Here is a 26376-nt window from a genome sequence, read left to right as displayed (position 1 = left end):
CGTCACGGAGTAGCCTCGCCGCCATGCATGCGATCACAATCCCCGCACCCGGTGGCCCCGAGGCGCTCGTATGGGCCGAGGTCCCCGATCCCGTACCCGGCGAGGGCGAGGTCCTCGTCGAGGTCGTGTCCAGCGCGGTCAACCGCGCCGATGTTCTGCAGCGGCAGGGCTTCTACAACCCACCGCCCGGCGCGTCCCCGTACCCCGGTCTGGAGTGTGCCGGCCGGATCGCGGAGGTCGGCGCCGGTGTCACCGGCTGGTCGGTCGGCGACGAGGTGTGTGCGCTGCTCGCCGGCGGCGGTTACGCGGAGAAGGTCGCCGTACCCGCCGGGCAGCTGCTACCCGTGCCGGACGGCGTCGATCCGGTGATGGCCGCGGCGCTGCCCGAGGTGACGGCCACGGTCTGGTCGAACGTGTTCATGGTGGCCCATCTGCGCCCCGGTGAGACGCTGTTGGTGCACGGAGGCTCCAGCGGTATCGGCACGATGGCGATCCAGCTGGCCAAGGCCGTGGGCGCACGGGTCGCGGTGACCGCGGGGGGTCCCGAGAAGCTGGCGAGCTGCGCGGAGCTCGGAGCCGACATCCTGATCGACTACCGGGAGCAGGACTTCGTCGAGGAACTGAGCAAGGCGACGGACGGGGCGGGCGCGGACGTCATCCTCGACATCGTCGGTGCGAAGTACCTGGACCGGAATGTGAACGCGCTCGCCGTCAACGGCAGGCTCGCCATCATCGGCCTGCAGGGCGGCGTCAAGGGCGACCTCAATCTGGGTGCTCTGCTGAACAAGCGCGCCGCGATCACCGCAACGTCCCTGCGCGGCCGTCCGCTCGCCGAGAAGGCCGCCATCGTCGCCGCCGTGCGCGAGCATGTGTGGCCGCTGATCGGCAGCGGCGTGGTCCGGCCGATCGTGGACCGTACGCTGCCGATGTCGGACGCCGCGGAGGCCCACCGGGTGCTGGAGTCCAGCACCCACATCGGCAAGGTGCTCCTGCGCACGCCGGCGGTCTGAACGCAACCGGAGACACAGCGGGCCCGGCACACGCTCCGGTGTGCCGGGCCCGCTGTTCGTATGTACGTGGACGAGATCGAGATACGGAAGGGAACCGGAGTCCGGCCTTTACAGGTACGGGCCCGATCGGATCGCTCCGTGCGGGTCCGAGCCGTCGTCGTCCTCGTGACCGCTGCCGGGCGGAAGCGCGCGGCGCATCTGTTCCAGCTGCGCGCGGGCCGCCATCTGCTGGGCGAACAGCGCGGTCTGGATGCCGTGGAAGAGACCCTCCAGCCAGCCCACCAACTGGGCCTGTGCAATCCGGAGTTCCGCTTCGGAGGGGACCGACTCCTCGGTGAACGGCAGGGAGAGTCGTTCGAGCTCCTCCACCAGCTCCGGCGCGAGGCCGTCCTCCAGCTCCTTGACGGAGCTTGCGTGGATCTCCTTGAGCCGGACTCGGCTCGCCTCGTCGAGAGGAGCCGCCCTGACCTCTTCCAGGAGCTGCTTGATCATGCTGCCGATGCGCATGACCTTCGCGGGCTGTTCGACCATTTCTGTCACCGGGACCTCACGCGATTCGTCGTCAGTGCCACCGCCGCCGCCGATCGCCATGCCGTCCTGTCCCACTACGAGGACTTGGGGGTGCTCTTGCGACCGTTCATTCCTCGGCATCTCCATGCCGCCATTGTCTCGCACACGTGCTGTTCAACAGGGTGGTGCCCCCGATTACGGTTGATCCACCATTCTCGGGGGCAACGAAACCGCCCGGTCAGCCCCGCAATCAGCCTTCGACCGCAGTGTCCGGCCGCGCGTCACCCGGCCCGGCGCGCCACGGTCTGCCGTGAGCGGGTGAACGCCGCCGCACCCAGCCCGGCCAGCAGCGGCACCACCACGGCCAGCAACCCGATGGTCGCCCACGGCAGCACGATCGGCGTGTAGGCGGATTCCATCGGCTGCGCCCGCATGGCCTTCACGGCTTCACGCAGGTCGATGAGCCGGAGCGCCACCGCGGGGACCAGACCGGCTGCCGTGCCGAGCAGAACGCCGGTGAGCGCGACGACCAGGCACTGGAAACCGGAGAGAGTGCGCCGAACGCGTGGGGGTGCGCCCACCGCGCTGAGCGTGGTGAGGTCTGCTTCCGCGTCAGCCTTGGCGAGACCTGTCGCGATCGCGGCCGCGCCCAGGGTCACCACACCGGCGAACAGGGAGAGGAACAGCAGGATCGCGTCCTGCCGCCCGGACGGCCCCGTGTCCGACTGCAGATAGATCCCGCCGCCGGCCACTTCGACCGCCGCCGAGACCCGCTGGTCCTCGCTGTCCGTCGGCTCATGGGCGACCGCGTAGACACTGCCGTACATCTCGGTGTGCAGTCCGAGCTTCTTCGCTGCCTGCAGGGGCAGGATCATGCGGACCCCGGGTGTGGTGGCGTACTGCTCGGGTGCCTGATACACCTTCAGCCGGTCGGTTCGGGTTTCGGCCTCGCCCGGGTGCAGCTTGCGGTTCTTCTTGTCCTGGTCGCTGTACCTGTGGACGGTCTTGAGGGTGACCTCGCCGTTGTTCGCGTACGCCGGGTTGAGCAGCACGGGTGTGCCGGCGGCGAGGGCCTTGGCGGCCGCGGGGTCCCGGAGCTTCACATAGGTGGAGAGGAACTTGGCGTCGCCCAGGACGACGCCGTCCGCCATGCCGATGAACGGGCTCGCATACATCAACTCGTCCAGGCAGGCGGGGGACCGCATCAGTCTCCTGTGGTCTTCGGCGGAGAGACTTGCGGCGAGCTTCTTGGCGCCCTTGCCGACGAGCGGGCAGGAGTGGCCCTTGCCGGCGGGCTTGATCATCTCGACCGAGCCGCAGTCGTTCTCCTTCTCGTAGTAGACGTTGCAGTCGCTGCCCGCCCAGACCCGGCCGACGTCGGCATGTCCACCGGTGACGGCGAGGTTGCGTTCGACGGCGGTGCGGGCGAGCGGGAGCCGGTCGACCGCCTTGACGTCGGAGGCGGTGAGCACGACCGTGCCCGGGGTGAGGCTCGCCGTGTACTCGAAGTCCGACTCGGCCTGGCCGCTGGACATGTAGGTGGCGATGGCCACCGAACCCGCGACGGCTGCCATCACGGCGGCGACCGCGGGGGCCGTACGCCCCCGGTTGCGAGCCGCGTCGCGCAACGCCATCCGCGGGGAGAGCGGCAGCCTGCGGCCGAGCCGTCCGAGGAAACCGACGATCACCGGGATGCAGCCGAGCAGGCCGAGTTCGGCGACGACCGACCCGCCGGCGACCAGTGTCGAGTTGCCGCTGGTGCCGCCGTAGACCGCGACCGCAATGCCGATGAGCAGGGTGATGGAGCCCAGCACCGGCAGTACCCGGGAGCTGCGGCGGATGCCGCGGCGGCCGCTGAGCGACTCCAGCACGGACTGCCGGCTCGCCACGATCGCGGGTACGAGCGCTGCCAGCAGACCGGTGACCAGGCCGATCACGGCAATGATCAGCAACTCCGACGGGCGCACGTCCAGCGATCCGAAGCGGTTTCCGGCCCAGCCCTCGATCATCGGGCGGAACACCGCGGTGAGCGCGAGTCCGGCCGCGACACCGGCCACGGCGCCGACGCCGCCGAGCACCAGCCCACCGGAGAGCACCACGGCCCGGACATGGCGCCGGTCGCCACCGCACGTACCGACGAGACCGAGCTGGCGGCGGGAGCGGCGGGCGCCGACGGCGAAGGCCGGTCCGGCGAGCAGCACGAGCTCCAGTACGGCCATGGCGACCACGGTGATCAGCGCCGCGCTGAGCTCCTCGGAACCACCGTACGAGCTGCCGCTCATGGACCGGGCCATCGGGACCTCGGAGTCCGGCGGCGGGTCGAGGACGACCTGCCGGGACACGACGAGGACGCCCCGCGCGTTGGCGGCCAGCACGTCGGACCAGCTCACGCCGATCCCCTCGGCTCCCTTGACCAGCCACTCCTTGGAGTCGGCGTTCGGCGGCAGCACCTTCTTGTCGTGCTCGGCCGCGTTCGTCCACGGGGCGATGACCGCCCCCGGTTCGGCGTACAGCGCCTCGGACTCGAGGTCGTCGGGCTGTTCGACGACACCGGTGATGGTGTACGTGCGCTCGGCGCCGTGCAGAGTGGTGCGCGAACCGACGTGCAGCCCCGACTTCGTCAGGAAGGGCTCGGTGGCAGCCATCTCGCCGTCACCGTGCGGGAAGGCGCCCCGCAAGAGGGTGACCTTGCCACGGGCCATCGGGTCCGACGTCCGGATCTCGACGACGTCGGCGGTGGTGATGCCGTACTTGGTGGTGACGGTGGCCGGGACGGACTGGAGGCTGATCGCGTGCGCGCCTTCGGGGAGCGCGGTCCTTATGTCGATCGGCGGAACGGGTTCGGCGCCCGGCCCCGGGCTGTCCTCCGAAGCCGGGCTGTACGACTGCCCGTCGGGCATCTGATAAATGGCACCCGACCCCATCCCCGGATCGGTGAACAGTGCGTCGGCGGAGCCCATCGAGGCCGTCAGCTTCTCGGCCCGGGTCGGCTCCACACTGCGGTACGTCACATCGGCGGCCGTCACCCCGAGCACCGGCAGCGCGATCATCGCGACGACCAGTGCACTGCGGCCCTTGGCCCGCATCGCGTCGCGCCGGGCGATCCTGAGGGCGGCACGCCAGCCCGTGAACACGCTCACTTGGCGCCCTCGGCGGCAAGCAGCGAGTCGGCTCCGGCGGTCAGAGTCTGGTCGACGATCGAGCCGTCCCGGAGGAACACGACCCGGTCCGCCCAGGCGGCGTACCGCGGCTCGTGCGTCACCATCACCCCGGCCGCACCCTGGTCGCACCGGTTGCGCAGCAGTGCGAGGACGGCCTCACCGGTCTCGGAGTCGAGTGCCCCGGTCGGTTCGTCGGCGAGCACCAGGCGCCGGTCCCCCACCAGCGCGCGGGCGATCGCGACCCGCTGCTGCTGGCCGCCGGACATCTCGTCGGGGAACCGGTCGGCGATCTGCAGGAGGTTCATCTCCTCCAGCGCCGCCCGTGCCTCCTTGCGTGCCTTGCGCACGGAGACCCCGTCGAGCTCGCGCGGCAGGGCGATGTTCTCGGCGGCGGTCAGCGCCGGGATCAGGTTGTAGTCCTGGAAGACATAGCCGACGCTGCGCCGGCGCAGGGCCGCGACGCCCTTGCGGCCGAGGGTGGAGATGTCCTGACCCTCGATGATCACCTGGCCGCCGGTCGCGGTGTCGAGACCACCGGCCAGCGTGAGCAGGGTGGACTTGCCGGAGCCGGACGGGCCCATCACGGCGACGAGTTCACCGGTGTGCACCGAGAGATTGATGCCGCGCAGGGCGTGGACCTCGGCGATGCCGGTTCCGTGGGTACGTGTGAGGGCGCGGAGTTCGAGCACGGGAGCGTCGACCGGCAGGGGCGGGACGGACAGCCGGGGCGACGGGGTTGCGGACGGGTCGTGCGAGGACATGGTGACTGGTTCCCCCTCGGGAATGGTTCTGTGGTCGAACCCGCGTCCGCGGGCGGCCTGCGACGCGGCAGAAGGCGGTCGACGGCGCGCTCTCGGACAGGCGGCACCGTGATCGAGGACAGCCGGTGCCGCGTACGCGGATGGTCAGCGCCGTGTACGCGGGCGTGCAGGCGTGCGCGCCTGTGTGTGGTTGGCCGTACGCGCCTCCGGCTCCGGATCCGTGGCGGCGGCCTCGGCGAGACGGACCAGCCGCGACTCGCAGTGGTCCAGCCAGCGGGCCTCGGCCTCGGCCTGGAAGATCAGCTGTTCCAGTACGAGCAGCCAGGCCACTTCGTCGCGGTTGCCCGGGACGTCGGCGAGGGCCTGCGCCTTCAGCCGGGTGTAGTCCTGCATCGCTCGCACGGTGTGGTGGCGCTGGGACTGGATGACGGCCCGGATGTCGACTCCGGGAGCGCCGACAGCCATGGCGAGCTTGATCGCCAGCTCGTCGCGGGGCGGGCTGCTGCGGTCGACGGGTGTCTCGAACCAGTTCCGCAGTTCGGTACGCCCGCCGTCGGTGATCGAGTAGAGGGCGTGGCCCTGATCGTCCTCGCCGTCCTGGACGACCAGGCCGTCGCGTTCGAGCCTGCTGAGCGTGGTGTACACCTGGCCGACGTTCAGGGGCCAGGTGGAGCCGGTGCGCGACTCGAATTCGGTGCGGAGCTGGGAGCCGTAGCGTGGCCCGCGCTCCAGTAGGGCCAGAAGCCCATGGCGGATCGACATACTCAGTATGTATACCGAGTATGTTGTTCGATGCAAGCCCCTGAGTCCCTCAGTTCGTGCGACGCAGACGGAGCCCGAGAAAGCCCAGACCCAGCCCTATCAGGGCGATTCCGGTGCCCAGCGACACCAGCTGCACCTGTCGCGCGGCGGGCTGTTCGAGGCCCTGCGGCGCGAGCCGGCCCGGTACCGGGGAGCCGCTGGCCGTGGTTGTCGCCGTGATCGTCGCCGAGGGCAGTGCCGCCGGGGCCGTCGCGGCGGGCAGTTGGTCGGACTCTTCGAACGAGTCGTCCCGTTTCGCGAGCTCCCGCGGGGAGAACGGCCGGCCGGGCCGCACGCGGCCCTCCCCGGCCTCTCGCCCGGCGAGCGGGGGCTGCGCCTTGAGGCGCGCGGGCCGTCGGGTGGACCGGCCGGCGGACGGCGAGGGTGAGGGCCGGTCGGAAGCGGACGGCGAGGGCGAGGCGGAGTCGGAGACGGAGGCCGACGGCGAGGGTGAGCGTGAGGGCGAGGGCGACGGTGGGTCGGAGGCCGACGGCGACGCCGAGGTGGACGGGGCGGCCGGGGCGCTGTCGGACGGGGTCGCAGTCGCCGGAGCAGGAGGTTTCGACGGCGACTCGGCCGAAGGGGAGGCGGGTCGCTTGTCCGGTGGGGTTATGTGCGTACCGGCCGAGGGGGAGGCGGGCCGCTCGGCCGGTGGGGTTATGTGCGTTCCGGCCGAAGGGGCGATGGGCCGCTTGGCCGGTGGGGCTGTGTGCGTACCGGCCGAAGGGGCGGCGGGCGGATCGGCCGGGGGAGCGGCGGCCGGCTTGGCCGGGGAGTCGGCGGACGGCCCGGTGGACGGAGAGGAAGGGGGAGTCGTGGGGGTCTCGGGGGCCGTCGGATCGGCTGACGAAGGGCTGGTCGACCTGCGTGCCGACCCCGGCGTCCAGCCGGTTTCGCGCTGATCCGCGCGCGCCTGACCCTGCACCGGCCCTAGCGCCGCCCCCGTCGCTATCACCAGGCAGGCCAGGCACCTCGAAGCCCATGGGGGGAGGAGTCCTGAAGCCATGAGGCCAGCGTCACATGTGTCGATATGTCCGGCATCCGGTGGCATGCGAGACGAACCGTCCCGGCGCACCTCACGTGTGCCGGGACGTCACCTCTGTACGAACAGCGCTGCCGTCGAGCAGCGGTACCGCTGAACGGGCTACCGCCGCACAGCGTGAGCGGCTTGGTCAGGCCGGGTCGCCCGAGGAGATGCGCAGCTCGAAGTGGGCGCCCTTCTCGGGGACGGCGGTACCCGCGGAGGGGAACTGGTCGATGATCTGGTCCTCGGCATAGGTGTTGCCGGCGACCTCGATCGTCTTGATCGTCCACCCCGCGGCCAGGGCGCATTCCTTCGCGGAGACGATGTCCTTGTAGAGGAAGCTCGGCGCGTCGACCTTGTTCGGGTCGTCGCTGTCCTCGATGGCGTCCGTGCAGTCGTCGGTCTTCATCGTCCGGTTCCGCTCCGGATCCTTGTGCTCGCCGGCCACCGCCGAGCTGCTCGGGTCGCCCCCGTTGCCCGAGTCCGACCCCGGGTCGTCCCTCAGCGACAGCACCGTGATGAGCCCGCCGATCGCGATCAGCGCGACCACGATCGAGCCCACGATCACGGGCATGTTCCGCTTGCTGCCACCCCTGCTGCCGGAACCGCCGCCACCCACCGGCTGCGGGCTGATGTCGTACGGCGTCGGTGTCCCGTACTGATGCTGCATCGGAGACGGGGTCCCGTACGCCGGGTTCGCCTGCGGGTAGCCGTACGACGGCGAAGCGGCAGGGGCCGGTGTCGGCGGGCCGTACGGGCCGGGCTGCTGCTGGTACTGCTGCGGCTGGTACGGCATCTGCACGCTCTGCGGCGCCGGTGTGGACTGGTCGACCGGCGGGAAGACCGCCGAGCCGACGCCCGAGCCGCTGTTCGCCGGCGTGCCGCCGCCGACGATCACCGGTGCGCCCGTGCGGCCGCCCGCGTTCAGCACACGCGTGATCTCGTCCTGCATCGCCGCCGCGCTGGGGAAGCGTTCGTTCGGATTCTTCTTCAGCGCGCGGGCCACCAGCGCGTCCATCGCCGGGGTGATCGACCGGTTGATGGAGGACGGTGCGACCGGCTCCTCCTGGACGTGCGCGTACGCGATGGCGAGCGGGGAGTCCGCGTCGAACGGGATCCGGCCGGTCAGCAGCTGGAACAGCATGATGCCGACCGAGTACAGGTCGGAGCGCGCGTCCACGCCACGGCCGAGGGCCTGTTCGGGAGAGAGGTACTGGGGAGTGCCGACGACCATGCCGGTCTGCGTCATCGACGTGACGCCCGACTGCATGGCGCGGGCGATGCCGAAGTCCATGACCTTCACGACACCGCGCTTGGTCACCATGACGTTGCCGGGCTTGATGTCGCGGTGGACCAGGCCCATTTCGTGGCTGGTGTCCAGCGCGGCCAGCACGTCGCCGGTCACCTTGAGCGCCTTCTCGGCCGGCATCGCACCGTAGTTACGGATGTCCGCCTGGAGTACGGAGCCGAGCGGCTCGCCTTCGACGTACTCCATGACGATGTACGGCATCAGCGCGCCGCCGAGCTCGTCCTCGCCGGTGTCGAAGACCGAGACGATGTTGGTGTGCTGCAGCTTGGCAACAGCCTGTGCCTCGCGCCGGAACCGCTCACGGAAGGACTGCTCGCGCCCGAGCTCCGTGTGCAGCGTCTTGATCGCCACCTGGCGGTCGAGCGCGGAGTCGTACGCCAGATATACGGACGCCATTCCGCCTTCGCCGAGAAGGTCGCGGAGCTGGTAACGGCCGCCGGCGACCGAACCGCCCGCGTAGCGACCCTGGGCACCGTGTGCGCCGTCCTGGCTCATGACTTGCTCCCCCTCGGCGCGCGTCTCACGCGAAGATCCCTATTACGCGCCAAGTCTGCCCGAGGGGTACGACACGTCAAGCCGGGTGCCCGTTCCGTGACCCTACGCACAAGAAGCGTCTCGTAAGCGTTACAGGAACCGCATGGAATTTGCGTGAGCGGTGCAGCAGCCGGTTGGATGGCCCGTCCCTCTCGAAACGGGGTGTCCGACAGAGGCTGTAGCGTGACGTGGCAATGCAGCAAGGCATGCAAGACACCGTGAGAACGCGCGGACGCGCGGACAGATACGACGGCGAGGACTGATGGCACCCGAACCCGAAGCAAACGGCGGCGGAGTTTCGGATGCGGCCGACTCCTGGGGCATCGGCGGTGTGGTCGGTGACGGACGTTATCGGATGACGCACCGGCTCGGCCGGGGTGGCATGGCCGAGGTGTTCGCGGCCGAGGACGTCCGGCTCGGACGGACGGTCGCAGTGAAGCTCCTCCGTTCCGATCTCGCCGAGGACCCGGTGTCCAAGGCCCGGTTCACACGTGAAGCACAGTCGGTCGCGGGCCTCAACCACCACGCGATCGTCGCGGTGTACGACTCCGGCGAGGACGTCGTGGGCGGCCAGACCGTCCCCTACATCGTGATGGAGCTCGTCGAGGGCCGCACCATCCGTGATCTGCTGCTCAATGCCGAGGCCCCGCCGCCGGAGCAGGCGCTGATCATCGTCTCCGGGGTGCTGGAGGCCCTCGCCTACTCGCATCAGCACGGCATCGTGCACCGCGACATCAAGCCGGCGAACGTGATCATCACGCACTCCGGTGCGGTCAAGGTGATGGACTTCGGCATCGCCCGTGCGCTGCACGGCGCGCAGTCGACCATGACCCAGACCGGCATGGTCATGGGCACGCCGCAGTACCTCTCCCCCGAGCAGGCACTCGGCAAGGCCGTCGACCACCGCTCCGATCTGTACGCCACCGGCTGTCTGCTGTACGAACTCCTCGCGCTGCGGCCCCCGTTCACGGGCGAGACGCCGCTCTCGGTCGTCTACCAGCACGTCCAGGACATCCCTGTCCCGCCGTCCGAGGTCGCGGGCGCGGTGCCGCCGGAGCTGGACGGGCTCGTCATGCGTTCGCTCGCGAAGGACCCGGACGACCGGTTCCAGAGCGCCGAGGAGATGCGCGGGCTGGTCCAGTACGGCCTGCAGATGCTTCAGGTGCAGGGCGGTCACACGGGCACCTGGAACACCGGCCCGGTCGCCATGCACGAGGGGGGCCACACCCCCGCCATGGGCATGGCGGGCGGCACGATGGCGATGGGGCACCCGCAGCACGGGGACACCTCGCAGGGCCCGATCCTGCCGCCGATGAACCCGGACGACGGCGGATACGACGGCGGTCACGGGGGTGACGGCGGCCGCGGCAAGCTCTGGCTGTTCGTCGTCCTCGCACTGATCGCGATCGGGGCAGGTGTCGCCATCGCGGTCAACGCGGCGAACACCGGCGGCAACAACCACAAGAAGACGCCGACCACGACCTCCAGCTCCCCGGCGCCGACGAAGAGTTCGGAGGCGCCCAGCGACGAGGAGACGAAGGTGGTCCCGCCGCAGGACGAGACCACCGGCGGTGACCAGCAGCCGAGCTGGCAGCCGTCCACCTCGCCGTCCACCGCGCCCAGCAAGCCGTCCGAGGCCCCGTCCGAGACGGCCTCCCCGCCGGACACCGGCACCACCGGTGGCGGCACGACGACCGACGGCGGTACGAGCACGGACGGCGGCACCGGTACGGACGGGGGTACGACCACCGACGGTGGAACGACGACCGACGGTGGAACGACGACCGACGGGGGTACGACCACCGACGGCGGGACCGCCACCGGTGCCAACGGAACGGCCGGAACCGCCGCGGGCGCCACTCCCTGATGCGCCCGGCCCTCACTCCGTGAAGGCTTCGCGTACCGCCTCGTACTCCCGCGTCCACCAGACCGCCAGGGCCGACACCGCAGGAAACTGCGGGTCGGCCCTTCGGTCGTGCAGGCGGTACCGCCAGTGCAGTATCCAGAAGTCGTTGAGCCGCTCCCACCACACCCGGTGCACCGCGGCGGCGAGTTCGGCGGCGCTCGCCCCGGCTGCCCGCCGGTAGGCCCGCGCGTACGCCCGTACCTTCTCCAGTTCCAGCTTCCCGGTCGGCTGTACGAAGAAGATCGCCGCGGCCCTCACCGCCTCCTCGGCGCGCGGCTGCACCCCCAGCCGGTCCCAGTCGATGATCGCCACCGGGTCCGCGTCCCGGTACAGCACGTTCAGCGGGTGGAAGTCGCCGTGCACCCAGCCGGTCGCCGGGATGTCGGGGGTGGGCGGCCGGTGGTCGGCGTACTGCTCCAGCAGGGCGCGTCGCTCGACGAGGCGGTGTTCGGCGAGCTCGTCGAAGGCGTCCCGCGGGCGCCGGCCGCGCGTCGCGGTCAGCAGGTCGTCGATCAGGGCGAACGTGTCGGCGGCGTCCGGGCCGGCATGTCCGTACGCCTGGGCCACCCCCCTCTCCATCACCTGCGCGAGCCCGGTGTGTACGGCTCCGAGGAGCGCCCCCAGCCGCTGGGACTGGGAGGTGGTCAGCTGGGCGCCGACCCGATGCAGTCCGTCGACCCAGGGGTGCAGGGCATAGCACCGGCCACCGATCTCCGTGACCGTGTCGCCCTCCGTGTCCTCGACGGGCGGGGCCACGGGCACCCCGAGGGACTGGAGCCGCTGGGTGGCGCGGTGCTGGCGGACGATCGTCGCGCGGTCGCCGGTGGAGTCGTCGAGGTGGTGCTTGAGGAAGTACGAGCCGCGGGTGGTGGAGACCCGGTAGCCGTGGTTGAGGAGGCCCAGGGTGATGGGCTTGCAGGTGAGGGGCTCACCGGCGTTCGGATAGCGGCGCAGCACCTCGCCGACCGGAGGAACAGGCGGGAGGGTTACAGATGAGCGCGGCACTCACCAAATGTTAGATCACGCTGTGTGGTGGCTCGGTTGAGTTGTGTGGAAGTCCAGAGTGTGCATGGTGACGAAGTGGGGGTCGAGGCGGAGGTAGACCGGCTCGAAGGGTTCGCCGTTGACCTGCAGAGGCGCCGCACCGAAGCGTGTGCGCTGCTCCTTCGTGGGATGCACGACCTCGGCGGGGCCGGTGAACTGCACCGACCACAGGGCGCCGCTGTCCTCGCCGCCGCCCTCGTCGGTGGCCGCCGTGTCGAAGTTGTCCACCCCGTACGCGACGACGGTGCCGTCGCACGACTCGTGGTGACCGAGACCGCTGTGCATCCGCAGGACCACACGTCCGTCGATCACGAGATGGCGGGCCACCGCCAGGAACGGGAGAGCCCGACGGGTGGTCGCCAGCCGGCCGTACCGCACCCGACGGATCAGCTCGATCGCTCGGACTTCCATCACTTGGGTTTCCATCGCTCGGGGTTCCGCAGAGGACATGGATCCACTTTCCGGCACCTCGACGGGGGCAGAAAGAGGCCGCGGGCCCCGGTGATCGGGGACCAAGGTCCCGAAACCCGCAAATCCCCTCGCGCAGCCTCGCCGACGCGGCTCAGCGCCGCTCCGCCTGCAGACGCGCCACATAGGCGGCGGCCTGCGAGCGCCGCTCCATGCCCAGCTTGGACAGCAAACTGGAGACATAATTCTTGATCGTCTTCTCGGCGAGATGCAGCCGTTCGCCGATCACCCGGTTCGTCAGGCCCTCGCCGATCAGATCGAGGATGCGGCGTTCCTGGTCGGTGAGGGCGGACAGCTTGTCGTCGCCCCTGGCTTCCTTGCCCTCGCGCAGCCGCTCCAGCACGCGCGCGGTCGCGACGGGGTCGAGCAGCGACTTCCCGGCCGCCACGTCCCGTACCGCGGTCAGCAGCTCATTGCCGCGGATCGCCTTCAGCACGTATCCCGACGCGCCTGCCATGATCGCGTCGAAGAGAGCCTCGTCGTCGGCGTACGAGGTCAGCATCAGGCATTTGATGCTCTCGTCCTTGGAGCGGATCTCCCGGCAGACCTCCACGCCGCTGCCGTCCGGCAGTCGCACGTCGAGCACCGCCACATCGGGCCGGGTGGCGGGGATGCGGAGCAGTGCGTCCGCCGCCGTGCCCGCCTCGCCGACGACCTCGATGTCGTCCTCGACCGCCAGCAATTCGTGCACTCCGCGGCGGACGACCTCATGGTCGTCCAGCAGAAATACGGTGATTTTTCCTTCTTCGCGCACAAATGCAGTCTCACACACTCCCCTCTTCCCTGCCGCTGAACGGCGGGATAACGTGCCGTTGTTCCGGCAGCCTGCAAGGCTGTTACCAGTGCTGTGACCAGCGAAAGTTCCCGACTTTTTCGATTTACTTGGAAATCCAAGCAAAATCGCAGGTCAGATAGGGTTTCGCAGTTGTGCGACGCACTGGGTAACGTGCCTTTGACAGGACGCTCGCCGGGGCACCTGTCACGCCTGTTCCCGGCCGAGCGGCACCCACCCCGTGCACGGGTACGGACACAGGCGAGCCGCACTGGTCTCCCGGCAGACCCCGGGGGCCGGACCGACGGAGGAGCACGCACGTGACCGTGGAGAGCACTGCCGCGCGCAAACCGCGACGCAGCAGCAAGCGGACCAGCGCCGCGAAGACGCCACAGAGTTCCGAGCCCGAGCTCGTACAGCTGCTGACGCCTGAGGGCGAGCGGGTGGAGCACCCGGACTACGAAATCGACCTGACCGCGGACGAGCTGCGCGGTCTGTACCGGGACATGGTCCTGACCCGCCGCTTCGACGCCGAGGCCACCGCGCTTCAGCGTCAGGGCGAGCTGGGCCTGTGGGCCTCGCTGCTCGGCCAGGAGGCCGCCCAGATCGGCTCCGGCCGGGCGCTGCGGGACGACGACTACGTCTTCCCGACCTACCGTGAGCACGGCGTCGCCTGGTGCCGCGGGGTCGACCCGACCAATCTGCTCGGGATGTTCCGCGGTGTGAACCACGGCGGCTGGGACCCGAACACCAACAACTTCCACCTGTACACGATCGTCATCGGCTCGCAGACCCTGCACGCCACCGGCTACGCCATGGGCGTCGCCAAGGACGGCGCGGACTCGGCCGTGATCGCGTACTTCGGTGACGGCGCCTCCAGCCAGGGCGACGTCGCCGAGGCGTTCACCTTCTCCGCGGTCTACAACGCGCCCGTGGTGTTCTTCTGCCAGAACAACCAGTGGGCCATCTCCGAGCCGACCGAGAAGCAGACCCGGGTGCCGCTCTACCAGCGCGCACAGGGCTTCGGCTTCCCCGGCGTCCGGGTCGACGGCAACGACGTACTGGCCTGCCTGGCCGTCACGAAGTCGGCGCTGGAGCGGGCCCGCCGGGGCGAGGGACCCACCCTCGTCGAGGCGTTCACGTACCGGATGGGCGCGCACACCACCTCCGACGACCCGACGAAGTACCGGGCGGACGAGGAGCGCGTCTCCTGGGAGGCCAAGGACCCGATCCTGCGGCTGCGTACCTACCTGGAGCAGCAGGAACTCGCCGACGAGGCGTTCTTCACCGCGCTGGACGAGGAGAGCGAAGCCCTCGGCAAGCGGGTCCGCGAAGCGGTACGGGCCATGCCCGACCCGGACCGGATGGCGATCTTCGACCACGCCTACGCCGACGGGAACCCGCTCGTCGACGAGGAGCGCGCCCAGTTCGCCGCCTACCAGGCTTCGTTCGCCGAGGAGGGCAACTAGTCATGGCCACCCAGAAGATGTCCCTCGCGAAGGCGCTCAACGAGTCGCTGCGCAAGGCCCTCGACACCGACCCCAAGGTCCTCATCATGGGTGAGGACGTCGGCAAGCTGGGCGGGGTCTTCCGGATCACCGACGGGCTCCAGAAGGACTTCGGCGAGGACCGGGTCATCGACACCCCGCTCGCCGAGTCCGGCATCGTCGGCACGGCGATCGGTCTGGCCCTGCGCGGCTACCGGCCGATCGTGGAGATCCAGTTCGACGGCTTCGTCTTCCCGGCGTACGACCAGATCGTCACCCAGCTCGCGAAGATGCACGCCCGCGCGCTCGGCAAGATCAAGCTGCCGGTCGTCGTCCGGATCCCGTACGGCGGCGGCATCGGCGCGGTCGAGCACCACAGCGAGTCGCCCGAGGCCCTGTTCGCACATGTCGCGGGGCTGAAGGTGGTCTCGCCGTCCAACGCCTCGGACGCCTACTGGATGATGCAGCAGGCCGTCCAGAGCGACGACCCGATCATCTTCTTCGAGCCGAAGCGGCGCTACTGGGACAAGGGCGACGTCGAGACCGACCTGATCCCCGGACCGCTGCACAAGGCCGCGACGGTGCGAGAGGGCTCGGACCTCACCCTTGTCGCGTACGGCCCGATGGTGAAGGTCTGCCTCGAGGCGGCCGCGGCCGCCCAGGAGGAGGGCAAGTCCATCGAGGTCCTGGACCTGCGGTCGATGTCCCCGATCGACTTCGACGCCGTCCAGGCGTCGGTCGAGAAGACCGGCCGGCTGGTCGTGGTCCACGAGGCGCCGGTGTTCTACGGCTCCGGGGCCGAGATCGCCGCCCGCATCACGGAGCGCTGCTTCTACCATCTCGAAGCACCGGTGCTCCGGGTCGGTGGCTACCACGCCCCGTATCCGCCGGCGCGCCTCGAGGACGAGTACCTGCCGGGCCTGGACCGCGTGCTCGACGCCGTCGACCGCTCGCTGGCGTACTGAGGAGAAGGTTCGTGACGACGATGACCGAAACGTCTGCTCGCTTCCGTGAGTTCAAGATGCCCGATGTGGGCGAGGGACTGACCGAGGCCGAGATCCTCAAGTGGTACGTCCAGCCGGGCGACACCGTCACCGACGGCCAGGTCGTGTGCGAGGTCGAGACCGCCAAGGCGGCCGTGGAGCTGCCGATCCCGTTCGACGGGGTGGTGCACGAACTGCGCTTCCCCGAGGGCACGACCGTCGACGTCGGTCAGGTGATCATCGCGGTGGACGTGGTGCCGGGCGGCGGCGAAGCGGCGGAGCCGGTGGCTCCGGCCGCGGCCGAACCGGAACCGGCCGCGGAACCGGAGGCACCGAAGGGCCGCCAACCCGTGCTGGTGGGCTACGGCGTGGCCGAGTCCTCCACCAAGCGGCGCGCCCGCAAGGGCACCGAGCCGCCGGCTGCCGCGGCTGCCGCGATCCAGGGCGAGCTGAACGGTCACGCCACCGTTGCCGCTGACGTCCCCGCCCCCACCGTTGGCACCGTTGTCCCGGAGAGCCGCCCGCTCGCCAAGCCGCCGGTTCGCAAGCTGGCGAAGGACCTGGGCATCGATCTGGCGACGGTCACCCCGACCGGTCCGGGCGGGATCATCACCCGCGAGGACGTGCACGCGGCGGCCGCGCCCGTACCGGCGCCGGCATCCGTACCCACCGCCCCGGCCGCGGTGGCCGAGGCTGTCGCGGTGCCCGTCGCCGCAACCCCCGTCCCGGGTGCCCGGGAGACCCGTATCCCGGTCAAGGGCGTACGGAAGGCCATTGCGCAGGCGATGGTCGGCAGCGCTTTCACGGCGCCGCATGTCACCGAGTTCGTGACGGTCGACGTCACGCGCATGATGAAGCTCGTGGCGGAGCTCAAGGAAGACAAGGACATGGCGGGGGTCCGGGTCAACCCGCTCCTGATCATCGCCAAGGCGCTCCTGGTCGCGATCAAGCGGAACCCGGAGGTCAACGCCGCCTGGGACGAGGCCGACCAGGAGATCGTGCAGAAGCACTATGTGAACCTGGGCATCGCGGCCGCCACCCCGCGCGGTCTGATCGTGCCGAACATCAAGGACGCGCACGACAAGACCCTGCCCCAGCTCGCCGCGGCGCTGGGCGAGCTGGTCACCACGGCGCGCGAGGGCAAGACGTCCCCCGCAGCCATGGCGGGTGGCACGGTGACGATCACCAACGTCGGAGTCTTCGGCGTCGACACCGGTACGCCGATCCTGAACCCGGGCGAGTCCGCGATCCTTGCGGTCGGTGCGATCAAGCTGCAGCCGTGGGTCCACAAGGGCAAGGTGAAGCCCCGCCAGGTCACCACGTTGGCGCTGTCGTTCGACCACCGCCTGGTCGACGGTGAGCTCGGTTCCAAGGTCCTGGCGGACGTCGCCGCGATCCTGGAACAGCCCAAGAGGCTCATCACCTGGGCCTGACGGCTGTGTGAGACATGAGAAAGCGGGCCTGCGCGGAGTTTCCTCCGCACAGGCCCGCTTCTGCTGTCGGGTCAGGTCACCTGACGGGTGCCAGGACGACCCAGGCCGCGGCGGGTGCCGCCTCGGTTCCGTCGCCGAGCACGGGCGTCACCCGGTAGAAGTGGGTGGTGCCGGCCGGAGCGGTGGCGTCCGTGTACGACATCTCCGTGACGGGTCCGGTGGTCAGCTGCTCGTAGGCGTCCGTGGCCGGGTTCCAGCGTTCGACCAGGTAGCCCGTGGCGTCCGCGACCCTGTTCCAGGACAGGTCCACCGAGGTGCCGGTGGCGCCCTTGAGCGCGGTGAGCGCGAGGGACGCGTTGTCCGGCGTCTCGACGGACGGTGTCAGATCCCGCTCGGTGACGACGGCGATCTCGGCGTCGTGAGTCGCCCCGAAGTTGGAGTTGCCGGAGGTGTCCTCGACGTCGACGAAGTAGCACCGCTCCTCGCCGTCGGGCAGCCGCTCATCCGTGTAGGACGTGGTGCCCGCGCCGAGGTACACGGACGAGACGCCGTAGCAGACTCGCTCGTCCTCGCTGTCGATCAGCTCGCCGACGTACACCACGTACCGCTTGAGGTCGGGCTCGGTGTTGGCGTTCCAGCGCAGCTCGATGCCGTACTCGGTCGCCTCGGCGGTCAGCCCGGTGACCGCCGCGGGCGGGGTCAGATCCCTGGCGAGTGTCGTGACGGTGATGGTGGGGGAAGCCACCGACTCGATCGCGTTGTCGTCCCAGGCCTTGATCACGTAGTGGTACGTGGCGCCGCCTGCCGGTGAGGTGTCGGTGCAGGTGTACTGGAGCCGTCCGTTGTCGAGTCTCTTGTAGGTGGTGCTGCACCGGACCGGCTCGGTCGAGGTGTCCACGGGGAGCGTCTCGGAACGGTAGACGTGGAAGTCGTAGACATTGCCGTCGATGGCGTGATCGGTCGTCCAGGTGAAGGTCACCCTGCTGATCCCCGGTGTCGCGACGATGTCCTTCGGCGCCGCGACCGGACGGTAGGCCGTCACGGTGGAGCTGTACGCGGAGGTGCGCCCGGCGCCGTCCACGGCGGCCACCTGGTAGGTCCGCTCCTCGGATCGCTTCACCGTGGTGTCGCTGAAGGACGTGGCGGTGACGGAGCGGACCTGGCCGCCGCTTTTCAGGTTGTAGCGGACCGCGCCCGGGACGGGCTGCCAGGACAGCACGATCGCGGCGTCCGTGCCCCGCGCGGTGAGACCCGCCGGAGCGGTGACGGCGACGGTGGTCACCGGCTGGTCGGTGCTGCCGGTGGAGACGTTTCCGGCCTTGTCGTAGGCGCGGACCTCGTAGTAGTACGTCTTCCCGGCCTCGGGCGGGAGACCCGCGTACGAGGTCGCGGTGGTCGTCTTGACGTGGGTGAAGGTGCTGGAGTCCTTGAGCCGGCGGTAGACCCGGTAGCCCGCGAGGTCCATCTCGTTGTTCTTCGTCCAGGTCACCTTGGCGTTGGCCGTGGCGTTGTCGAGGACCGCCTTCACACCGACCGGGGCGAGCGGCTTGACCTTGTCGACGGTGGCCGACGTCCGCGGTGTGTAGGCGAACTTGACGTTGGCGGAGCCCGTCCAGTTGACGAAGTCGATGCGCAGGGAGTGCTTGCCCTTGGGGACGGTGACGTTGACCGTCTTCTTCTGCGTGGCGGAGACGTTCTTCCAGATGTCGACCTTGCGCACTCCGTCGACGTAGACCCGGATGCCGTCCAGGGACGACGCGGTGAAGGTGAACGGGCCGCCGGAGCCGAAGTCCCGGGTCAGGGACCAGCGGACACCGAAGTTGTTCGTCGGCAGACCGGAGGCGGGTGCGCCGGTGCCCCAGTTCTGGTCGATCACCGAGTCGCAGTCGGTCTTCTTCGGCGTTCCGGAGAACGTGGTGTTGGCGAAGAACTGGCGCTTGAAGACGGGCGAGGCACACGTCGTCGCCGCCGAAGCGGTCGTGGTACTCACAGCCGTGAGCAGACTGCAGGAGGTCGCGGCGACCGACAGCGCGGCGACGGTGCGCAGGCGTCTGTGAGAAATGCTGGTCAAGTCCGTGTTGCCCTTTCAGGCCGGATGGCGGGGAGGGCCCGGGTGCGGGAAGGGACCCGCCGCAGTGCGCGGCAGGCCCCTTCTCGTGACCCCGGGCGCGGGGTGGAGGACTACTTCTTGAAGGAGTAGTCCATGATCTTCTTCATGTCGGCGGTCCGGGTGGTCGCGCTCGTGGAGGCGAGCACGGTGCCGATCACCGTCTTGCCGTTACGGGTCGCGGCGAACACCAGGCAGTACTTGGCCGAAGGACCGGAACCGGTCTTCACGCCGATCGCACCGCTGTAACTGCTGAGCATGGTGTTGGTGTTGGACCACGACATGTAGCGGTAGCCGCCACTCTTCGTCGTGACCTTCTGCTTGGTCGACTTGGTCTTGACGACCGTGCGGAACGTGGAGTTCTTCATCGCGCTGCTGGCGATCTTCGTCAGGTCGCGCGGCGTCGAGTAGTTCGAGCCGTTCCCTATGCCGTCGAACGAGTCGAAGTGGGTGTTCTTCAGGCCGAGGGACTTGGCGGAGGCGTTCATCTTGCCGATGAACGACTTCACCCGGGCCGCGCGGGTGGTGCCGGTGCCGAACTTGTCGGCGAGGGCGTACGCGGCGTCGCAGCCGGACGGCAGCATCAGACCGTACAGAAGCTGGCGGACGGTGACCTTGTCCCCGACGATCAGGTGGGCCGACGAGGCGCCCTTGGAGACGATGTAATCGCTGTACGCCTTCTGGATCGTGACCTTGGAATCCAGGTTCAGGTTCTTCTGCGCCAGCACCACCTTGGCCGTCATGATCTTGGTGGTGGAGCCGGTGGAGCGACGGGTGTCCGCGGCCTTCGTGAAGAGAGTCTTCGCGGTGCCGTTGTTCATCACGTAGCCGCCCTTGGCGGCGATCGTGGGTGTGGGCGGCGTGGCGGCCTGCGCCGTGGCAGCGAAGACGCTGCCTGCAAGGACGGCACCCGCGGTCAGGGCCACGGTGACAGTGGCGGATGCGCGGCTTATGCCCTTAATGCCGATTTTCAACTTGAACGCTCCAAATGCCCCTGGAATGCGGCTACATGAAGGTGCCGCTCGGTGGTGAGACTCACGAGAGGAGCAGATGGATGTGCCGATTCCCGAGGTAATTTCCGGGGCTTTACCGTCCGGATCCCGGACGCCGTCCCTGCATGCACGCATGTTGTATCTATGCTGTGTGCATGCCTGCCGCACCCCCTGCCGTGACCCGCCCGCCCGTCAAGCAGCCGCCCGCCGCCGAGCGCGTCTACACCCACATCAAGCAGGCGGTGCTCGACCGCAGGTACGAGGGCGGGACGCTGCTCACCGAAGGGGACCTGGCGGAGGCCGTCGGCGTCTCCCGTACGCCGGTGCGCGAGGCGCTGCTGCGGCTCGAGGTCGAAGGGCTGATCAAGCTCTACCCGAAGAAGGGGGCCCTGGTGCTCGCCGTCTCCGCGCAGGAGATCGCGGACGTGGTCGAGACCCGGTTGCTGGTCGAGGAGTTCGCCGCCCGCAAGGCCGTGCCTGCCTCGGCGAAGCTGATCTCCCGGCTCGAGGAGCTGCTCGACGAGCAGCGGCAGCACGTGGCGGCCGGCGATCTTGCAGCCGTCTCGGTCGCGGACCGCTGCTTCCACGCCGAGATCGTGCGCAACGCGGGGAACGAGATCCTGTCGCGCCTCTACGACCAGCTGCGCGACCGGCAGTTGCGGATGGGCGTCGCCGTGATGGAGGCGCACCCCGACAGGATCGCCGCCAACATCACCGAGCACGGCGAGCTGCTGGACGCGATCAGGGCCGGTGACGCGGACGGTGCCGCACAGGTCGTACGGCGCCACGTCAGCCGGGTCAAGGTGCTGGTCCGGGGTGAGGACCGGTGAGTTCTGCCGCCGCTCCCACCCTGTCCCTGCCCGGTGATCCGCCCGGCGGCCGGCGTGCCGCCCGGGTCTGGGGCATCGGCGTCGCCGTCTACTTCGTCGCGATCATCTTCCGTACGAGCCTCGGGGTCGCCGGCCTGGACGCCGCCGACCGGTTCGGCGTCAACGCCTCCGCCCTGTCGACGTTCTCCATCCTTCAGCTGCTCGTCTACGCGGGCATGCAGATACCTGTCGGCCTGATGGTCGACCGGCTCGGCACCAAGAAGGTCCTCACCATCGGGGCCGTCCTGTTCACCGTCGGGCAGCTCGGCTTCGCGCTCTCCCCCTCGTACGCCACGGCGCTGGCCTCCCGTGCGCTGCTCGGCTGCGGTGACGCGATGACGTTCATCAGCGTGCTGCGGCTCGGCGCCCGTTGGTTCCCGGCCCGGCGCGGGCCGCTGATCGGCCAGATCGCCGCGCTCTTCGGCATGGCGGGCAACCTTGTCTCTACGCTCTTCATCGCCCGCGCCCTCCACGGCTTCGGCTGGACCGCCACGTTCGCGGGCAGCGCGGTCGCCGGGGTCGTGGTGCTGGTGCTGATGCTCCTCTTCCTCAAGGACCACCCGGAGGGGCACGAGCCGCCGCCCGTCGAGCACGCCGGCGCGGCATACGTACGCAAGCAGATCGCCGCCTCGTGGCGGGAGCCCGGAACCCGGCTCGGGATGTGGGTGCACTTCACCACGCAGTTCCCGGCCATGGTGTTCCTGCTGCTGTGGGGGATGCCGTTCCTGGTGGAGGCGCAGGGGCTGAGCCGGTCCACCGCCGGTGAGCTGCTCACCCTGGTGGTGCTCTCCAACATGGCCGTCGGCCTCGTCTACGGGCAGGTCATCGCCCGCCACCATGCGGCGCGCGCCCCGCTGGCCCTCGGCACGGTCGCGGTGACCGCCGTCCTGTGGGCGTCGGCCATCCTGTACCCGGGCGACCATGCGCCGATGTGGCTGCTGGTCACGCTCTGCGCGGTGCTCGGTGCCTGCGGTCCCGCCTCGATGATCGGCTTCGACTTCGCGCGCCCGGCCAACCCGCCGGAGCGACAGGGCACCGCGTCGGGGATCGTCAACATGGGCGGCTTCACCGCCTCGATGACCACGCTGTTCGCCGTCGGTGTGCTGCTCGACGCGACGGGCGACAACTACAGCATCGCCTTCGCCTCCGTCTTCGTGCTGGAGGCGCTCGGGGTCGTCCAGATTCTGCGGCTGCACGCCCGCGCCACGCTGCGGGAGCGGAACCACCATGTGGTCAGCCGCGTGGAGGCCGTGCACGTGCCCGCGTGACCTCTGCGGCAGCCGGCTCGGCGGCGCGCCCGTCTCTTCATTTCACGAAAGACGGGCGCCGCCGACCGCGCTGTTACGGCGTCACGGCGAAGTTCTGCAGGATCGCCGTCGCCAGCTCCTGGTCGCCCTCGACCTTGATCCGGTCCGCGACCGCCGCCGGGCGAACCCGACCGCAGGCCAGCCGGACGTAGGTCTCCCAGTCCATCGACAGCGTCACCGCGGGCCCCAGCGAAGGCGAACCGTCCACCGAACCACGGCCGTCCGCGTCGACCCTGACCGTGCGCAGGAACTCCACCGGCCCGTGCACATCGAGCACGACCGCCGAATTGGGCGGCGCGCCCGCGTCCTTGGCGACCACCTTCGGCAGCGCGGCGAGCAGCGCGTCCCGTGCGATGGCGGCTCCGGGGGAGTCCAGGTTGCCGGGCGCACCCAGCGTCGCCCGCAGATCCTGCTCGTGCACCCAGACGTCGAAGGCCCGCATCCGCAGCGCCAGTTCCAGGGTCTGCTCGGCGCCGAGCGGCGCGCGGGTCATGGTCTCCGGGTCACGCGACTCGTTCCGCAGCTGACGGGAGCGGCGGATGATCGTGTACTCCAGCTCGGAGGTCATCTCGGGTGCGGTGTGGTGGCGCCGCACATCGACCTGCATCTCCATGTAGCGGGTGAAGTCGTTCTGTACGTGGTAGAGATCGCGCGGCAGCGTGTGGATCGGCCGCGGATCGCCGAGCTGCTCGCACTCCATGCCGATGATGTGCGAGACGATGTCGCGCACCGACCAACCGGGGCACGGTGTACGGCGGTTCCACTCCCCCTCGGCGAGCGGCTTCACCAGCTCGGCTATCGACTCGACGGAGTGGGTCCAGGCATCGGCGTAGGTCTGGAGGCTGGGATGGACGGTCACGGGACCCCTCGTGCGGTTCTGCGGTGCATGGGCTGGACTGCTGGGCGCGGTCGGCGGGCGGCGGCTGCGGGCTGCGTGGGAGGTTCGGTCGCTAAGTTACGCTGCGAGCAGGCACCCCGGCAGTGCTTTCGTGTGACGATCGTAGGCCCGTGTTGACGGCTCGAATGCCAGGACGGTGGTAGTGTGCGCGCCTCCCTCATCCAGATCGCAGTAGACCCGGACGAATCCGTCAATTCCCGCAGGGATCGCGTGGCGTCGTTGGTCGCGGACCAGCGTGGCGCCGATCTGGTGGTCCTACCCGAACTCTGGCCGGTCGGCGCGTTCGCGTACACCGCTTTCGCCGACGAGGCCGAACCGCTGCACGGGCCCACCCACGACCTGATGGCGAAGGCCGCGGCCGACGCCGGAGTCTGGCTGCACGCCGGCTCCTTCGTGGAGCGTGCCGACGACGGCACGCTCTACAACACCTCGCTGGTCTTCACCCCGGAGGGCGAGCGGGCAGCCGCCTACCGCAAGATCCACCGCTTCGGCTTCGACAAGGGCGAGGCGGTGATGATGGGCGCCGGCGAGGAACTCGTGACGGTCGCCCTGCCGCAGACCACGCTCGGCCTCGCCACCTGCTACGACCTGCGCTTCCCCGAACTGTTCCGCGGCCTCGTCGACGCGGGCGCGCAGACGCTCGTCATCCCGGCGGGCTGGCCGGAGCGGCGTCGCGCCCACTGGACGCTGCTGGCCCAGGCGCGCGCCGTCGAGAACCAGGCGTACGTCCTGGCCGTCGGCACCGCCGGCACCCACGCCGGGGTCGAGCAGGCCGGGCGCAGCATCGCCGTCGACCCGTGGGGCGAGGTGCTCGCCGAGGCGGGCGCGGACGAGGAGGTGCTCACCGTGGAGTTCGACCCGGCTGGGGTCGCCGCCACGCGGGAACAGTTCCCGGCGCTGAAGGACCGACGGCTGGGTCTCGCCCCGCCGTCGAGCAGCCGCTGACGCATCGGTCGGACCGGACTCGCACCACCGTCGGGTATCCGCCGATGCATCCGTCGGACCGGGCCCGACCCGGCGTCGGGCGGAGCCCGGTTTCACGTGAAACGCCCCGGTGGGTCTCCCCGGGACGTGTGAGACCTCCATGCCCGAGACCCTCCGGAATGCGGACGCACTCCGGTGATGTTGACTGTTCACATGGCAACACGTGCGCGCGTCAGGGCCCCCGAGCTGGTCGGCAAGGGTGGCTGGCTCAATACCGGCGACCAGCAATACACCCTCGCTGACCTGCGGGGACGCATCGTCATTCTGGATTTTTGGACGTTCTGCTGTGTGAACTGTCTGCATGTCCTCGATGAGCTGCGTGACCTGGAGGAGAAGCACCGCGACACCGTGGTGATCATCGGCGTGCATTCGCCGAAGTTCGTCCACGAGGCCGAGCACCAGGCCGTCGTCGACGCCGTCGAGCGGTACGAGGTCCACCACCCCGTCCTCGACGACCCCGAACTCGCCACCTGGAAGCAGTACGCCGTCCGCGCCTGGCCGACACTGGTCGTCATCGACCCCGAGGGCTACGTCGTCGCCCAGCACGCCGGCGAGGGCCATGCGCACGCCATCGAGAAGCTCGTCGAGGAGCTGGAGGCCGAGCACGCCGCGAAGGGCACGCTGCGCCGTGGCGACGGCCCGTACGTGGCGCCCGAGCCCGTCGCCACGCATCTGCGCTTCCCCGGCAAGGCCCTGCTGCTGCCGGACGGCGGCTTCCTCGTCTCCGACACCACCCGGCACCGCCTCGTCGAGATCGAACGGGACGGTGAGACGGTCCGCCGTCACTTCGGCACCGGGGACCGGGGGCTCGCGGACGGCGCGCCCGACGAGGTCCGGTTCAGTGAGCCGCAGGGGCTTGCCGTGCTGCCCGACGGCCGGATCGCCGTCGCCGACACCGTCAACCACGCCATCCGCGCCCTCGACCTCACGACCGGGGTGACGACGACCCTCGCGGGCACCGGCCACCAGTGGTGGCAGGGCTCCCCGGCGTCCGGTCCGGCCCGAGAGGTCGACCTCTCCTCCCCGTGGGACGTCGCCTGGTTCGCCGACCGGCTGTGGATCGCCATGGCAGGCGTCCACCAGCTGTGGTCGTACGACCCCGAGTCCGGAACCGTGCAGGTCGCCGCGGGCACGACCAACGAAGGACTTGTCGACGGTCCGGCAGACGAGGCCTGGTTCGCCCAGCCGTCCGGACTTGCCGCCTCGGCCGACGGTGAACGGCTCTGGGTCGCCGACTCGGAGACGTCCGCGCTGCGGTACGTGGACCGCGACGGGAGCGTGCACACGGCTGTCGGCACCGGCCTCTTCGACTTCGGTCACCGCGACGGCGCCGCCGACCAGGCGCTCTTCCAGCACCCGCTGGGCGTGACCGCGCTGCCCGACGGGTCCGTCGCCGTCAGCGACACGTACAACCACTCCCTGCGCCGTTACGACCCCGCCACCGGCGAGGTCACCACGCTGGCCACCGATCTGCGCGAGCCGAGCGATGCCGTGGTGGTCGACGGCGATCTCGTCGTCGTCGAGTCCGCCCGGCACCGGCTGACCCGGCTGCGGCTGCCCGAGGAGGCCGTACGCGTCGCCGACCAGGCGCACCGCACCCAGCGCGCGGCCACCGAGATCGCCCCCGGCACGCTCCGGCTGGATGTGGTCTTCCAGGCACCCGCCGGTCAGAAGCTGGACACCCGGTACGGTCCCTCGACCCGGCTGCTGGTCTCGTCGACCCCGCCCGAGCTGCTGGCGGAGGGCGCCGGCCCCGGCACCGATCTCTTCCGCGACCTGGTCCTGGCCGACGGCGTCAGCGAAGGCGTCCTGCATGTGTCCGCGATGGCGGCGTCCTGCGACGACGACCCGGCCAACGAGTACCCGGCCTGCCACGTCCACCAGCAGGACTGGGGCGTCCCCGTCCGCGTGAGTGCGCAGGGGACGTCGCGGCTGCCGCTGGTGCTCGCCGGAATGGACGAGCAGGCCTGACGGGCTGACGGCCTCAGAAGTCCTCGGCGCCGTCGCGGAGTTCGG

General features: G+C 69.9%; 22 protein-coding genes. 10 read left to right on the top strand and 12 right to left on the bottom strand.

The genetic code is table 11. The annotated features are described in order from the left end of the window. The first annotated feature begins 23 nt into the window (after window positions 1-23). Entirely contained in the window at window positions 24-1010 is a 987-nt protein-coding gene (locus OG963_RS23000) for an NAD(P)H-quinone oxidoreductase (protein WP_030930315.1), read from the top strand. A gap of 108 nt (window positions 1011-1118) precedes the next feature. Here OG963_RS23000 and OG963_RS22995 read toward each other — a convergent pair whose 3' ends face one another. The 5 genes from OG963_RS22995 to OG963_RS22975 form a co-directional block, all read right to left on the bottom strand. Next, the gene (locus tag OG963_RS22995) at window positions 1119-1667 is read right to left on the bottom strand and encodes a bacterial proteasome activator family protein (RefSeq protein ID WP_093773756.1); all 549 of its coding nucleotides are present in this window, start codon (window positions 1665-1667) and stop codon (window positions 1119-1121) included. Between the two features lie 134 nt (window positions 1668-1801). After that, window positions 1802-4660 (bottom strand): FtsX-like permease family protein, encoded by a 2859-nt coding sequence (locus tag OG963_RS22990; protein WP_371799397.1) that lies wholly within the window; start codon window positions 4658-4660, stop codon window positions 1802-1804. Next, a complete protein-coding gene (locus OG963_RS22985; RefSeq protein WP_030930307.1) occupies window positions 4657-5442 on the bottom strand; it encodes an ABC transporter ATP-binding protein in 786 nt (261 codons plus the stop codon). Before OG963_RS22985 ends, OG963_RS22990 begins: the two co-directional genes overlap by 4 nt. Before the next feature lie 144 nt (window positions 5443-5586). Further along, window positions 5587-6204, bottom strand: a complete 618-nt coding sequence (locus tag OG963_RS22980; RefSeq protein ID WP_093773752.1) for a PadR family transcriptional regulator — start codon at window positions 6202-6204, stop codon at window positions 5587-5589. Window positions 6205-6253: 49 nt separating this feature from the next. Next, window positions 6254-6538, bottom strand: coding sequence for a hypothetical protein (locus OG963_RS22975; protein ID WP_063756113.1), 285 nt, complete (start codon window positions 6536-6538; stop codon window positions 6254-6256). Window positions 6539-6602: 64 nt separating this feature from the next. Between OG963_RS22975 and OG963_RS22970 the strand changes: the two genes are divergently transcribed. Then, window positions 6603-7145, top strand: a complete 543-nt coding sequence (locus OG963_RS22970; RefSeq protein WP_093773750.1) for a hypothetical protein — start codon at window positions 6603-6605, stop codon at window positions 7143-7145. Between the two features lie 270 nt (window positions 7146-7415). On the opposite strand, the gene OG963_RS22965 is transcribed toward OG963_RS22970, so the two are convergent. Further along, entirely contained in the window at window positions 7416-9071 is a 1656-nt protein-coding gene (locus OG963_RS22965; protein WP_093773748.1) for a protein kinase, read from the bottom strand. Between the two features lie 301 nt (window positions 9072-9372). Here OG963_RS22965 and OG963_RS22960 point away from each other — a divergent pair, with 301 nt between their 5' ends. After that, complete coding sequence (locus OG963_RS22960; protein ID WP_093773746.1) at window positions 9373-10977, top strand: protein kinase; 1605 nt, start codon at window positions 9373-9375, stop codon at window positions 10975-10977. Window positions 10978-10989: 12 nt separating this feature from the next. Here OG963_RS22960 and OG963_RS22955 read toward each other — a convergent pair whose 3' ends face one another. The 3 genes from OG963_RS22955 to OG963_RS22945 form a co-directional block, all read right to left on the bottom strand. Further along, window positions 10990-11973, bottom strand: coding sequence for a phosphotransferase (locus OG963_RS22955; RefSeq protein WP_093931460.1), 984 nt, complete (start codon window positions 11971-11973; stop codon window positions 10990-10992). Between the two features lie 63 nt (window positions 11974-12036). Continuing rightward, a complete protein-coding gene (locus tag OG963_RS22950) occupies window positions 12037-12471 on the bottom strand; it encodes a pyridoxamine 5'-phosphate oxidase family protein (RefSeq protein ID WP_371799396.1) in 435 nt (144 codons plus the stop codon). Window positions 12472-12622: 151 nt separating this feature from the next. Then, entirely contained in the window at window positions 12623-13282 is a 660-nt protein-coding gene (locus OG963_RS22945; RefSeq protein ID WP_030930286.1) for a response regulator transcription factor, read from the bottom strand. Window positions 13283-13620: 338 nt separating this feature from the next. Between OG963_RS22945 and pdhA the strand changes: the two genes are divergently transcribed. The 3 genes from pdhA to OG963_RS22930 are packed head-to-tail and all read left to right on the top strand — an operon-like array spanning window position 13621 to window position 17203. Beyond that, window positions 13621-14769 (top strand): pyruvate dehydrogenase (acetyl-transferring) E1 component subunit alpha, encoded by a 1149-nt coding sequence (pdhA, locus tag OG963_RS22940; RefSeq protein WP_030930283.1) that lies wholly within the window; start codon window positions 13621-13623, stop codon window positions 14767-14769. 2 nt (window positions 14770-14771) lie between these two features. After that, window positions 14772-15752, top strand: a complete 981-nt coding sequence (locus OG963_RS22935) for an alpha-ketoacid dehydrogenase subunit beta (RefSeq protein ID WP_030930280.1) — start codon at window positions 14772-14774, stop codon at window positions 15750-15752. A gap of 11 nt (window positions 15753-15763) precedes the next feature. Continuing rightward, window positions 15764-17203, top strand: coding sequence for a dihydrolipoamide acetyltransferase family protein (locus OG963_RS22930; RefSeq protein ID WP_093773740.1), 1440 nt, complete (start codon window positions 15764-15766; stop codon window positions 17201-17203). A 76-nt stretch (window positions 17204-17279) separates the two neighbouring features. Here the strand turns inward: OG963_RS22930 and OG963_RS22925 are convergent, their stop codons facing one another. Together OG963_RS22925 and OG963_RS22920 are read right to left on the bottom strand one after the other, a co-directional pair. After that, the gene (locus tag OG963_RS22925) at window positions 17280-19193 is read right to left on the bottom strand and encodes a fibronectin type III domain-containing protein (protein WP_371799395.1); all 1914 of its coding nucleotides are present in this window, start codon (window positions 19191-19193) and stop codon (window positions 17280-17282) included. Between the two features lie 191 nt (window positions 19194-19384). Beyond that, entirely contained in the window at window positions 19385-20284 is a 900-nt protein-coding gene (locus OG963_RS22920) for a D-alanyl-D-alanine carboxypeptidase family protein (protein ID WP_078879111.1), read from the bottom strand. Window positions 20285-20457: 173 nt separating this feature from the next. On the opposite strand from OG963_RS22920, the gene OG963_RS22915 reads away from it, so the two are divergent. Together OG963_RS22915 and OG963_RS22910 are read left to right on the top strand one after the other, a co-directional pair. Then, window positions 20458-21132, top strand: coding sequence for a GntR family transcriptional regulator (locus OG963_RS22915; RefSeq protein WP_030930267.1), 675 nt, complete (start codon window positions 20458-20460; stop codon window positions 21130-21132). Beyond that, window positions 21129-22439: a nitrate/nitrite transporter gene (locus OG963_RS22910; RefSeq protein ID WP_093773738.1), complete on the top strand. Its 1311-nt coding sequence runs from the start codon at window positions 21129-21131 to the stop codon at window positions 22437-22439. Before OG963_RS22915 ends, OG963_RS22910 begins: the two co-directional genes overlap by 4 nt. Window positions 22440-22512: 73 nt before the next feature. Here OG963_RS22910 and OG963_RS22905 read toward each other — a convergent pair whose 3' ends face one another. Continuing rightward, window positions 22513-23337, bottom strand: coding sequence for a maleylpyruvate isomerase family mycothiol-dependent enzyme (locus OG963_RS22905; RefSeq protein WP_030930260.1), 825 nt, complete (start codon window positions 23335-23337; stop codon window positions 22513-22515). A gap of 183 nt (window positions 23338-23520) precedes the next feature. Between OG963_RS22905 and OG963_RS22900 the strand changes: the two genes are divergently transcribed. Both OG963_RS22900 and OG963_RS22895 read left to right on the top strand, forming a co-directional pair. After that, a complete protein-coding gene (locus OG963_RS22900) occupies window positions 23521-24321 on the top strand; it encodes a carbon-nitrogen family hydrolase (protein WP_093773736.1) in 801 nt (266 codons plus the stop codon). Window positions 24322-24513: 192 nt separating this feature from the next. After that, entirely contained in the window at window positions 24514-26331 is a 1818-nt protein-coding gene (locus OG963_RS22895) for a thioredoxin-like domain-containing protein (RefSeq protein WP_371799394.1), read from the top strand. The last annotated feature ends 45 nt before the right edge of the window (window positions 26332-26376 follow it).

The organism is Streptomyces sp. NBC_01707 (assembly GCF_041438805.1).
GTDB lineage: Bacteria > Actinomycetota > Actinomycetes > Streptomycetales > Streptomycetaceae > Streptomyces.
This window is presented reverse-complemented; position numbering and strand designations above follow the sequence as displayed.